The sequence below is a fragment of the Streptomyces sp. NPDC043996 genome (genome assembly GCF_056435225.1).
On the sequence record NZ_JBWKEY010000008.1, the window covers coordinates 223,200 to 235,196 of the forward strand.

6 protein-coding genes are annotated in these 11,997 nt (G+C 73.8%); 3 read left to right on the plus strand and 3 right to left on the minus strand.

The window, feature by feature from the left end:
• The gene (locus AC07A4_RS22410; protein ID WP_478601376.1) at positions 1–6,381 is read right to left on the minus strand and encodes an amino acid adenylation domain-containing protein; all 6,381 of its coding nucleotides are present in this window, start codon (positions 6,379–6,381) and stop codon (positions 1–3) included.
• Between the two features lie 440 nt (positions 6,382–6,821).
• Between AC07A4_RS22410 and AC07A4_RS22415 the strand changes: the two genes are divergently transcribed.
• The 3 genes from AC07A4_RS22415 (at position 6,822) to AC07A4_RS22425 (ending at position 9,766) form a co-directional block, all read left to right on the plus strand.
• Positions 6,822–7,064 carry a ferredoxin gene (locus AC07A4_RS22415; RefSeq protein WP_478601378.1) on the plus strand — a complete coding sequence of 81 codons (243 nt, stop codon included), beginning with the start codon at positions 6,822–6,824 and terminating at the stop codon, positions 7,062–7,064.
• A gap of 322 nt (positions 7,065–7,386) precedes the next feature.
• A complete protein-coding gene (locus AC07A4_RS22420; RefSeq protein ID WP_478601380.1) occupies positions 7,387–9,324 on the plus strand; it encodes a RiPP maturation radical SAM C-methyltransferase in 1,938 nt (645 codons plus the stop codon).
• Between the two features lie 97 nt (positions 9,325–9,421).
• Entirely contained in the window at positions 9,422–9,766 is a 345-nt protein-coding gene (locus tag AC07A4_RS22425) for a tetratricopeptide repeat protein (protein WP_478601382.1), read from the plus strand.
• A 46-nt stretch (positions 9,767–9,812) separates the two neighbouring features.
• Here the strand turns inward: AC07A4_RS22425 and AC07A4_RS22430 are convergent, their stop codons facing one another.
• Together AC07A4_RS22430 and AC07A4_RS22435 are read right to left on the minus strand one after the other, a co-directional pair.
• Positions 9,813–11,222 carry a sensor histidine kinase gene (locus AC07A4_RS22430; RefSeq protein ID WP_478601384.1) on the minus strand — a complete coding sequence of 470 codons (1,410 nt, stop codon included), beginning with the start codon at positions 11,220–11,222 and terminating at the stop codon, positions 9,813–9,815.
• Positions 11,219–11,965 (minus strand): response regulator transcription factor, encoded by a 747-nt coding sequence (locus AC07A4_RS22435; RefSeq protein WP_478601386.1) that lies wholly within the window; start codon positions 11,963–11,965, stop codon positions 11,219–11,221. The genes AC07A4_RS22430 and AC07A4_RS22435 overlap by 4 nt, the downstream gene beginning before the upstream one ends.
• Between the last annotated feature and the right edge of the window lie 32 nt (positions 11,966–11,997).

Below are 11,997 nucleotides of genomic sequence, written 5' to 3' on the forward strand. Positions count from 1 at the left end.
CTACTCCTCGGGGATCTCGGTGACCCGGCGCAGCCCGGGGCGGCGGGCCGTGGCGACGGTCGGCCACCGTTCGGCCAGCTCGGCGACGGTCGGGTACGCGAAGACGGTGCGGATCGACACCTGTGCCCCCAGTTCGGTGCGCATGCGGTTGATCAGCCGGGTCGCCCGCAGGGAGTTGCCGCCGCTGGCGAAGAAGTCGTCGTCGATGCCGAGCCCGTCGCGCCCGAGCGTCTCGTTGAACAGCCTGACCAGCGTGGTCTCCCGCTCGTCGCGTGGCCCGCGGCGGCCCAGGGCGGCGGCCCGCCGCGGGCGGCGGACGGCACCGGCCGCGCCGGACGGCAGCCGGTCGACCCGGGTCACGGCGGTGGGCACCACCCGGGCGGGCAGCCGCTGGATGACGAGGTCCAGGAGCTCGTGCGAGGACACCGGGGGGCCTTCGGCCGTGACGACGTAGCCGATGTATCCGGTGGATTCGGTAAACCCGGTAAACCCGGTGAACCCGGCGGTCCCGGCGATCCCGGCGGTCCTGGTGGTCCCGGTGGTCACGCCCGCGTCGGTGACGACGAGCGCCTCGGCCACCTGGGGGTGGGAAAGGAGCACGGTCTCCACCGCCGTGGCCTCGGTCCGCGGACGGTGGTCGCCGAGGGGTTCCACGCGGTGGTCGGCGCCGTGCCGGGCGCGGACTCCGGTGCGGACCATGCGGGCGCCGGGCGGGCCGTAGGGGTCGGCGACGAAGCGCTCGGCGGTGGGCCCGGGGCGCCGGTGCAGCCCGCGGGCGAACTCCCCGGCGAGGTACAGCTCCCCCACGGCGCCAGGACCGGCCGGGGCGAGCGTGGGACCGAGCAGGCGGACCCGCACGTGCGCCGCGGGCGGCGGTTCCGGCGGCGCGTCGTGCCGCACGTCGACGCTGCGGCCGGCGCACAGGCCGAGCAGCGGTTCCCAGGCACCGGCCCCGGGTCCGGCCGCGGGCGCGCCGTCGGCCAGGGCGGCGCGGGTGAGGGCCACGGCGTACGGCTGCGCCGCCGCGTCCGGACCGTAGCGGAGGTAGGCGAGGTGCTCCGGCCGGACCGGGCCGGACGGGGCCTCGTCGGGCGGCGAAGGGGCGGCGTCCGCGTCTGAATTCACCAGTGCCCCGTCGTCGTCGGGGGCGTCGAGCGGGATCGGCGTCAGGCCGGGCCAGCTCAGGGCGGCGGCCGCCGGGTCCGCGACGAGCGCGCGCGGGCGGGCGTCGGCGATGACGGCGGCGGTCCACGCCTGTGGGTCGCCGGGGTCGACCGGCAGCAGGCACGCGCCGGTCTTCACCACGGCGAGCAGGGCCACGGCCCGGTCGGCCGCGCCGGAGCAGCAGGCGGCCACCACGGCTTCGGGGCCCAGGCCGTGGCGGCGCAGCCGCCGCGCGAGACGGTCCGCCCTGTCGTTCAGTTCGCGCCAGGTCGGCGCGGCCCCGTCGGCGGCCAAGGCCACCGCGTCGGGGGTCAGGGACGCGCGCCGTGCGCAGCGGTCCGCCGCCGGGGCCGGGTGCGGGCGGGCGGCCCGCCGCGCCGGGTCCGCCGCGTCCTCCGGGCCTGCGGTGCCCGGGTCCGCCGCGTCCGGGCCCGTGGTGCCCGGGCCCGCCACGTCCAGATGTGCCGTGCCGAGCTCCGTCACGGCCACGGCGGCGACCCGGCCGCTGGGGTCGTCGGCGAACGCGCGCAGCACGCGCCCGAATCCGTCCGCGACGCGCGTGGCCGCGGCCCAGTCGAAGGCGCCGCGCCGGTACTGGAGACGTAGCCGCAGCCGGTCGTCCTGGTCGGCGTACACGACCAGCGGGTAGTGCGACGCGCCGAAGGACCGGCACGCCGTGACGTCGAGGCCCGCCGCCGCGCCCGCGGCGGTGATCTCCGCGTGCCGGGACGGGTGGGACTGGAAGGCGACCAGGGTGTCGAAGAGGACGTCGAAGCCCATCGCCTCGTGGATGTCGAGGAGGGCGCAGTGGTGGTGGTCGATGAGGCGTTCCTGGGCGGCGCGCACCCCCTGCGCGACCTCGGCGAGCGTCCGCCACGGGCCGCACCCCACCCGTACCGGAACGGTGTTGAGGAACGAGCCCACCAGCGACTCGACGCCGTCCACCGCCGGTGGCCGCGCGGCGACCGCGCCGCCGAAGACCACGTCGGTGCTACCGGTGAGCCGGCCGAGCAGGATGCCCCACGCCGCCTGCACCACGTGGTTGAGGGTGCAGCCGAGTGCGGCGGCGCGACGGGTGAGCGCGTCCGCGTCGCGGTCGCCCAGGGGGACGGCGAGTTCGCCCAGGCCGACCGGGTCGGTGGGCCCGGAAGGGGCGCCCACCAGCGTGGGTGCGCCGAGCCCGGCGAGCGCCTCCGCGTGCGCCCGCGTCGACCGCTCCTGGTCCCGCCCCGCGAGCCAGGCCAGGAAGTCCTTGAAGGAGCGGTGGTCCGCGGCGGCGCCGTCCCCGCCGTACAGCTGGAGGAGGTCCCGCGCCAGGACCGGTTCCGACCAGCCGTCGAACAGGGCGTGGTGGGCGGTGAGGGCCAGCGCGGTACGGCCGCGGCCGACGCGGGCGAGGGTCCAGCGCAGCAGCGGGGGCCTCGCCACGTCGAAGGGTTCGCCGCGCTCTGCGGCCAGGAAGGCCTCGAAGGCGTCGTCGTCGGGCAGCGTGACCTCGCGCCACGGCGCCGTGGCGTGCGCGACGACCAGCTGGACCCAGTGGCCCGCGTCCGTGGTCACGAACGCCGTCCGCAGGGCCGCGTGCCGGTCGACCAGGGCGCTGGCCGCCGCGCGCAGCCGCGGGGCGTCGACCGCGCCGCGCACCTCGAGCACGAGCTGTACGTGGTAGGTCTCGGGGTCCGCGTCCGCGAGCGTCGTGTGGTGCACCATCCCGGCCTGCAGGGAGGTCAGCGGCCACACGTCCACGAGCCCCGGGTGCTCCTTGCGCCACGCGTCGAGTTCGCCCTGCGCCACGGTGACCAGCGGCACGTCCGAGGGGGTAAGGCCCCCGGCGCCCGGGGTGCGCGCGTGCCGGGCCAGGCCCTCCAGGGCGGCGCACCACAGGTCGGCGAGCTCGCGCACCTCGGCGCGGGAGAGCACGCCCTCGGGCGCGGCGAACACGGCCGTCAGGCGCGGCCCTTCGGCGCCGTCGGTCACGGTGGCGTTGACGGCGAGCTCGCAGGGGGCGGGCAGCCGGGGGTCGCGACCGGCGTCGAGGGCCGCGAGGGCCTCCAGCTCGGCGCGGTCACCGGTGCGCGTCCAGCCGAGGCCGCGCAGCTCCTCGGGCATGTCGGCGGCGGAGAAGCGGCCCAGGTAGTTGAACCCGACCTGGCCGAGCGGGTACGGCGCGAGCGCCGGGGCGGTCCGGGTGTTGAGATACCGCAGCAGCCCGTAGCCGAGGCCCTTGCCGGGGACGGCCCGTGTCCGCTCCTTGACCAGCTTCAGGGCCGCTCCGGCGGCCGGTCCCCCGGCGAAGGCCTCCGCCAGGTCGACCCCGGCCAGGTCGAGGCGGACGGGGAAGACGCTGGAGAGCCAGCCCGCGGTGCGGGACAGGTCCGCGCCCGGCGCGGCCTCCTCCTCCCGTCCGTGGCCTTCGAGGCGGAGCAGCAGGGACCGCTCGTCCGTGCCGCGTCCCTGGCGCCAGCGCGCGACGGCCAGGGCGAGCCCGGTGAGCAGGCCGTCGTGGACGCCGCCGTGGAACGCCGAGGGGACCGCGGTCAGCAGGGTCCGCGTGACGAGGGGCGGCAGCGAGACCCGCGCCTGCCGCACGGTGGCCATGATGTCGACGGCCAGATCGAGGCGCCGCGCCCCGAGCTCCGGGTCAGGACCGTCCAGGACGGAGCGCCAGTAGGGCAGTTCGGCGACGCGCTCCTCGGCGTACGCGGCGGCCGCCATCGCGTGCGCCCAGCGTCGCGCGGAGGTGGCCACCGGCGGCAGGGCGGGCCGCTCCCCCGCCCGTATCCGCCGCCAGGCCGCGGCGAGGTCCGGCATCAGGATCCGCCAGGTCACCCCGTCGGCGGCCAGGTGGTGCACGACCATGAGGAACCGGCCGGGCCCTGACGGGGGGTCGAACCACACGCACGCGCCGATCAGGCCCCGCGCGGGGTCCGTGGGGTCAAGGCCGCGCGCGGCGGCCTCGATCTCGGCCGTGAGCAGCGGGTGCCATGCCTCCTCGTCCCACCGCCCGTCGCAGGCGACCCGCCGGACCAGGGGGCCGACGTCGACCCGCCCCGGCGGCTCGACGACCACTCCGTCACCTACGAGGCGGGCGCGCAGCATGTCGTGCCGGTCGACGACGGCGGAGACCGTCGCCACCAGGCCGTCCCGGTCGATGCCCGGGGGCAGTTCCAGGACGACGGCCTGCGCGAGGCGCTCGAAACCGGCTCCCCTGTCCTTGATCCACCGTGCCGCGGGCAGGAGCGGCAGCCATCCCGCTCCGCCGCCTTCGAGCTCCTCAAGGCGCTCGGCGCCGCCCGGCCCGTCGGGGGACGCCGCCGCGGCCAGGGTGGTGATCGTCCGGCGCCGGAGGATCTCCCGTACGTCGAGGGTGAGGCCCCGGGCGCGGGCCCGGGCCGCGACCTGGATCGACTGGATGCTGTCGCCGCCCAGGGTGACGAAGTCGTCGTCGGCCCCCACCTGGTCGAGGCCGAGCACCTCCGCGAACACCTCCGCGAGGACCTGTTCGCGCGCGGTGCCGGGAGCGCGGCTGGAGCCCGTGTCGAACGCAGGCGGCGGCAGGGCGGCCCGGTCCAGCTTTCCGTTCGGGGTGAGGGGCAGCCGGTCCAGGGTCACGAACACCGAGGGCAGCATGTATCCCGGCAGCCGCCGGGCGAGGAACTCCCTGAGGCGATCCGGCTCGACGCCGCCCGCCACGGGCGGGTTGTCGGCGGGTGGGTCGTCGGCAGGCGGGGTGGCGGCGGGCACCACATAGCCCACCAGGTGCTTGCCCAGGCCGGTGTCGGCGTGGACGGCCGCCGCCGCGTGCGCCACCGCCGGATGGGCGAGGAGGGCCGTCTCGATCTCGCCGAGCTCGATGCGGAATCCCCGTACCTTCACCTGGTCGTCGGCCCGCCCCTGGCAGACAAGGGTTCCGTCCGGCGTGCTGAGGCCCACGTCGCCCGTGCGGTACATCCGTGCCCCGGCGGGCCCGAGCGGACAGGCGACGAACCGCTCGGCGGTGAGCCCGGTCCTGTTCAGGTAGCCGCGCGCCAGTTGGGGGCCCGCCAGATAGATCTCGCCCGGCGTCCCGGGCGGCGCCGGACGCAGCCGCTCGTCGAGCACGAGGGCGCGCATGCCGTCGAAGGGGCGCCCGACCGGGACCTCTCCGGCGATCTCTACGTCGGCCTCGGCCTCGGGTTCCAGGACGTGGGCGGTGGCGAACACCGTCGTCTCGGTCGGCCCGTACATGTTCGTGAAGACCGTGCCGGGGCAGGCGGCCCGGGCGCGCCGGACGAACGGCGGCGAGACGCGTTCCCCGCCGATGACCACCTCACGGAGGTCCGCGAGGCAGCGCGCGTCCTCCTCGACCAGCAGGTTGAACACCGAGCTGATGACCATGACCGCCGTGACCCCGTGGTCGGCCACCAGCGCCGCCAGCGTGGCGGGCGTCAGCTCCGGTGCGGTGCTCACGACGAGTCGGCCACCGTTGATCAGCGGCACCCACAGGGGATACACCGATGCGTCAAATGCCAGGGGCAAGTGCAGGAGGACGCGTTCTTGGGTGCCGGTGTGCCAGAGCCGGTCGGTCGCGAAGGCCACCAGGGCCCGGTGGCTGACGGCGACTCCCTTGGGCACGCCGCTCGATCCGGACGTGTAGATGACGTACACGAGGTGATCGGGACGGGGCGCCACCGCCTCGTACGACGCTTCCTCGGACGCGTCCGCCGGGTCAGGACCGGCCGCCGGGTCAGGACCGGACTCCAGGCCCGGCCCGGACTCCAGGCCCGGCCCGGACTCCAGGTCGTCCGGCGTCACATGGGGGCAGGTACGCGGCAGGTGGGCCGAGGTCCGCTCCGTGGTCAGCACCAGGACCGGCCGCGCGTCGCCGAGCATGAACGCGATCCGTTCGGCGGGGTAGTCCGGATCGATCGGCAGATACGCGGCACCGGCCCTCAGCACGCCCAGGAGGACCACCATCAGGTCGGCCGACGCGGGCAGCACCACGGCGACGACCGACTCCGGTCCCACGCCGCGCCCCGCCAGGGCCCGCGCGAGCCGGGCCGACCGGTCGACGAGGTCCCGGTAGGTCAGGTGAACGTCGCCGCAGGCCACAGCCACGGCGTCGGGGGTCTCCACGGCCCAGCGGTCGACGAGTTCCACAGCCGTCGCGTCCAGGGCGGGTGCGGTCGACTCGACGGCCCTGCTCGGCGGCCGGTCCGGGTCCACCGGTTCTCGCACGTCAATCACCCCACCACAGGAAATGCGCCAGAGAACGAGTCATATCGAGGCACGGCCGCCCGCGGTCTCATCGAACCAGCGGTCTCACCGAACCAAAACCGAACCAAAGGGGCTCCCCTGTCCGGGGTCATCCGCAAAGAAAATCTCCGGCAGCCGAAGCCTTCCGGAGTCGATAGGGGCGAGCGCCGTTCATCCGGCCGCCCGGCCCTCAGGCATCCCCACTGTCCAGCCTCCGCACTATGAGGTCAAGCGCCGCACCAGGCCCGAACTCCCCACCACGTTCCGATGAATGTCCTGGCACCAGGACATCTCTATGCTTGATGGCCCGTCATGCTGGCATTCACGCAATGCGGCCGATGTTCGGCTAAGGCCGCCGTGCCGGTGAGACAGCTCCCACGGCACCTTCGGCACCAGGTGTCACGAACCGGAGGAGGGCACCCATGGAAGCGGCGAGCAAGGAACCGTGGCGCGTGAAAGTCGACGCGTCCCTGTGCATGGGATCCGGCATGTGCGAGGGCATCGCTCCCGCCTATTTCCAGCTGGTCGACAACCGCTCGCGGCCGACCCGCCCCCGTGTCGAAGAGAACGATCTCGTGCTCGAAGCGAGCGAGAGCTGCCCGGTGGAGGCGATCCTCGTCCGGGACGAGCGGACGGGTACCGTGATCGCACCCCGCGAACACTGACCCGCGCCCCGAGCGGCGGCCGCGCCCTTTCCTCCGCGCCAAAAGACCGGACGACCCCGCACCGCCGGGCGCGGCCCTCCCGCGAGAACGCGTCGGCCAGGCATTCCCCGCACATCCCAGGCCCACTCCTTGCACCCGGGTAGGGCATCTGCAAGCCTCAGGAAGCCAACTGCTGTCCCCTGATCCGGCCGTGTCACTTCACCTTTCCTTGGAAGTCCCTGTCGCCCTTCGCTGTCCTTGGCCGGTCCGCCGCGCCTTCGTCCCGATCAAGCGGTCACGCGATCACAGGACGCTCCGACCCAGCACGGAGAAGGAGAGCACTATGCGGATCGCCCTGGTCAACATGCCCTTCGCCGACTGGTACCGCCCGTCGGTGGCCTTGAGTCAGCTCGCCGCGCACACCAGGCGCGAGTTCGGCGACGCGGTGCGGGTCGACATCTGCTACGTCAACCTCGACTTCGCGCTCGCGTTCGGGGCCGGTGAATACAACCGGCTCGCCAACGAATACGGGAACCTGACCACTGGAATCGGCGAGTGGCTCTTCCGCAACCTGGCCTTCCCGAGCTCCTCAGACAACACCTCCGACTACTTCCAACGCTACTTCGCCGACGAACGATCGGGCGAATTCCGGTCCCATCTCCTCCAGATACGCGACCGCCTCCGTGACTTCTGCGAAGGCGTCATCGACGACTACGAACTCGCGACGGCCGATGTCGTCGGATTCACCTCCATGTTCTCCCAGAGCATCCCCAGCATCGCCCTGGCACAACTGATCAAGCAGCGGAATTCCAAGGTCATCACCATCATGGGCGGAGCCAACTGCGAAGCCCCCATGGGTGCGGTACTCGCCGAGCGGATTCCCGCCCTTGACTTCATTTTCTCCGGACCCGCCCTGCACACGTTTCCCGAGTTCGTCCAGCGCCTGCTCGACAACGAGCCCGAACGCGCCGATTCCATACCGGGAGTCATGACCAGGCACAACGTGAGCGTGGACCGATTCCGCCGCGCCATCGGCCGGGACCGCGACATCGACGACTACGTCCAGCCCGAGTACCAGAGCTTCATCGACAAGTTCAAGGATTCACAGGACGCCTTGCGCGCCAGCGGCGGCACGGACGAACCCACCCTCTACTTCGAGACATCACGCGGCTGCTGGTGGGGGGAGCGCTCACACTGCACGTTCTGCGGCCTCAACGGCCTGGGCATGGGATATCGCGCCATGGCGCCCGAAAAGGCGCTTGAGCAGCTGCACTGGCTCTTCGAGCACCATCCCTGGTGCACCGCGTTCCACGGCACCGACAACATCATGCCGCGCAACTATCTGCGCGATGTCTTCCCGCACCTCAAGACGCCGCCCGGCGCGCGGCTCTTCTACGAGGTCAAGGTGCCGATCTCGGACCGCGACTTCCGCACGATGGCGCGGGCCGGGGTGCGTGAGGTGCAGCCCGGCATCGAGGCCCTCGCGACCTCGACCCTCAAACTCATGGCCAAGGGCACCACGTCGTTCCTCAACCTCCAGTTCCTCCAGAAGTGCCTGCGGTACGACATCGCCCCGGTGTGGAACCTGCTCATCGGCTTCCCCGGCGAAGAGGAGGACGTCTACCGCAAGTACACGAAGGACCTGCCGAACCTGGTGCATCTGCCGCCGCCCGACGGGACGTTCCTGGTCCGCTTCGACCGCTACAGCCCGTACTTCACCAAGCGCGACGCGTACGAACTCGACCTGCGGCCGCTGGAGTTCTACCGCCTCGCCTACCCCGTGGTGCCGGACGAGCAGCTGCACGACCTCGCCTACTTCTTCGTCGACGAGAACCTGGCGCCGTACCAGCTGCATTCCATCGAGTGGATCTCGCGGCTGAGTGAGCTCACCGACGCCTGGCACGCCGCGTGGCAGAAGGACACCCCGCCCCGCCTGGTGCTCACGGTCGACGGCGCCGGGGACCCCGCCGTGCTCGACACGAGGTTCGGCACGCGCCGGTGGATTCCGGTCGATCCCGAGACCGAAGTGCTCCTGCGCCGCCTCACGTCCCCCGCCCGCCCCACCAAGCTCGCCTCCGACCTGGAGCTCCCGATCGAGCAGGTACGGGCGAAGCTGGCCGAGCTGAGCGACCGGAAGATCCTCTTCGAGGAGAACGGCGTCGTCATCAGCCTGGTCACGCTGGAGAGCGCCGACACGGACGCGGACACCAGCACCGCGGAGGCGCGGGCCGACGACGGCACCGGCCGCGAGACCGAGACGCTCAGCATCCTCGGCCTGTAGCCGCCGCCCGGCCCGGCGGCGGGGACGCCCGGCACCCCCCAGAGATGGTGGAATATTCAATCACCTAGTGGCGTTGTGCGGGTCGAAGGAGGCAGCAGTGAAGATCACCTACTACGACCACGGAACCGCCGCCGAGCGCTGGGAGCGGGCGGGACAGTTCTTCGACGCCAAGGAGTACACGACGGCGGCGCGCATCCTCGCCCCGCTGGCCGACGAGGTGCCCGAGCAGGTCGCCCCGCGACTGCTGCTCGCGCGCGCCTACTACCACTCGGCCCAGCTGCGCCGCGCCGAGGACGAGCTCCGCGCGGTCCTTGAGCTCGACCCGGTGGAGGAGTACGCCCGGCTGATGCTCGGCCGCACCCTGGAGCGCCAGGGCCGCGACGCGGAGGCGGCCCCGCACCTGCGGCTCGCGGCGGCGCTCGGCGGCGAGGTCACGGCCTGACGACGCCCTGGCGGCCCGCGGCTCACGCCCGGGCCGCCCGCGGCCGTCACGGCCGCGGGTGCCCGCCGAGGGTGAAGCCCACCACCGCCCCGCCCCCGGGCCGCGGCGCGGCGAAGACCGTACCCCCGTGCGCGGCCGCCACCTCGCGGACGATGGCGAGGCCGAGGCCCGAGCCGGGCAGGCTGCGGGCGTCCGGCGCGCGGTAGAAGCGGTCGAAGACGCGGTCCAGGTCGCCGGGCGCGATGCCGGGGCCCCGGTCGCGGACCTCGACGCGGGCGGCGCCCACGGCGAGCTCGATGGGCGCGGAGCCGTCGCGGTCGAACTTGGCCGCGTTCTCCAGGAGGTTGGTGATGGCCCGCTGCACGGCGGCGGCCCTGACCCGGACCTCCCCCGTGCCACTCGCGCTGACCGTGACCGCCCGCCCTGTGCGGCGCCGCGCGAGGGCCGCGGCCTCCTCCGCGACCTCCGCGAGGACGACGTCGGCCAGGGGCGCGTCGTCGTGCTGTCCGGCCGCGAGGGCGACCAGTTCGTTGACGAGGTCGGTCAGTTCACGGGACTCGTCGGCCAGGTCCGCCACCAGTTCGCCGCGCACGGCCGGGGGCAGTTCGTCGATGCGGCGCAGCAGCGCGATGTTCGTCCGCAAGGACGTGAGCGGCGTGCGCAGCTCGTGCCCCGCGTCCTGGACGAGCCGTCGCTGGTCGTCCTCCGCCCGCGCGAGCCGCCCCAGCATGCGGTCGAAGGAGCGGCCGAGCCGCCCCACTTCGTCCCGCCCGGCCACCGGCACCTTCCGGTCGAGGCGGCCGGTCTCGGCGACGTCCTCCGCGGCCCAGGCGAGCCGCACCAGGCGCCGGGTGATGCGGCGGGCCAGCCACCAGCCGGACAGCGCGGCCGCGAGGACCACGAGCGTGGCGAGCAGCAGCGTGCGGCGCTGGAGGGAGTGCAGCAGGTCCTCGGTGTCGCTGACCTGCCGGGCCACCTGCACGGCGCCCTGGCCGTCGCCGAGCGAGACCGTGACCAGCCAGTAGTCGCCGCGGGCGAGGTCGACGTCACGGCGTACGACCACACCGTCCCGCTGCTGGGCGGCGACCGCGCGCTCGCGCGCGCCGACGGGCAGCGGGCGCCGGGCGCGCTCGGTGACCTTGCCGCCGCGGCCGAGGACCTGGACGTCGGAGCGGGTGAACCGCACGTCGACGGAGAGGGAGGACCCCAGGTCGACGCGGTGTCTGCGCACCTGGTCGCGCAGGTCCGTCACCATCTCCTCGAAGGCCGCCCGCTGGTCGTGGCGGATGAGGCGGGCCGCCGCGTCGTAGCTGAGGAAGCCGACGAGCAGCGTCACCGCGACCGCCACCGCCGCGAACGAGGCCGCGAAGGTGGTGCCGAGGCTGCCGCCAGGACCGGTCCGGCGCCGGGGCGCCTCGGGGGCGGCGGCGCCCCGCGCCCGCCACACCGCCCTCATGACGGCCTGAGGACGTATCCGACGCCCCGCACCGTGTGGATCGGCGCGGGCCTGCCGGGCGCTTCGATCTTGCGGCGCAAGTAGCCGACGTAAACGGCGAGGTTCTTCGAGCTCGGCCCGAAGTCGTAGCCCCAGATGCGGTCGTAGATCGTCGCGTGGTCCAGGACGATGCCCGCGTTGCGCGCGAGGAGGAGCAGCAGGTCGAACTCGGTGCGGGTGAGCTCGACTTCGCGCGGGCCCCGCCACACCCGCCGCGCCCTGGGGTCGATGCGCAGGTCGCCCGCCGCGACCGGGACCTCCCGCGCGTCGCCGCCCGGCGTCTGGGCGCCGCCGTCCACGCGACGCAGCAGCGCCCGCAGCCGGGCGAAGACCTCCTCGATCTCGAACGGCTTGGCCACGTAGTCATCGGCGCCCGCGTCGAGGCCCGCGACGCGGTCGGCGGTCTCCACCCGCGCGGTCAGCATCAGGACAGGAGTCCTGCTGCCCTCGGCGCGCAGCACCCGGCACACCTGGAGGCCGTCGATGCCGGGCATCATCACGTCCAGGACGAGCAGGTCCGGTGGATCGCGGTGCGCGGACGCCAGCGCCCCCACCCCGTCGGCGACGGCCGTGACGCGGTATCCCTCCAGCGTCAGGGCGCGCTCCAGGGCGTTGCGGATGGCGCGGTCGTCCTCGGCGAGCAGGACCGAGTGCGGAAGGCCGCCGGGAGTCGGCGTGTTGCTGGACGGCTCGGTATGAGGCATCCGGTTAGTCTGCCAACCGCCCCATTTCCGCC

Excerpts from the sequence above, each read along its gene's own strand:
- AC07A4_RS22420 (WP_478601380.1), top strand. The coding sequence starts at position 7,387 with ATGCGGATCGCCCTGGTCAACATGCCCTTCGCCGACTGGTACCGCCCG.
- AC07A4_RS22430 (WP_478601384.1), bottom strand. The coding sequence starts at position 11,222 with ATGAGGGCGGTGTGGCGGGCGCGGGGCGCCGCCGCCCCCGAGGCGCCC.
- AC07A4_RS22415 (WP_478601378.1), top strand. The coding sequence starts at position 6,822 with ATGGAAGCGGCGAGCAAGGAACCGTGGCGCGTGAAAGTCGACGCGTCC.
- AC07A4_RS22435 (WP_478601386.1), bottom strand. The coding sequence starts at position 11,965 with ATGCCTCATACCGAGCCGTCCAGCAACACGCCGACTCCCGGCGGCCTT.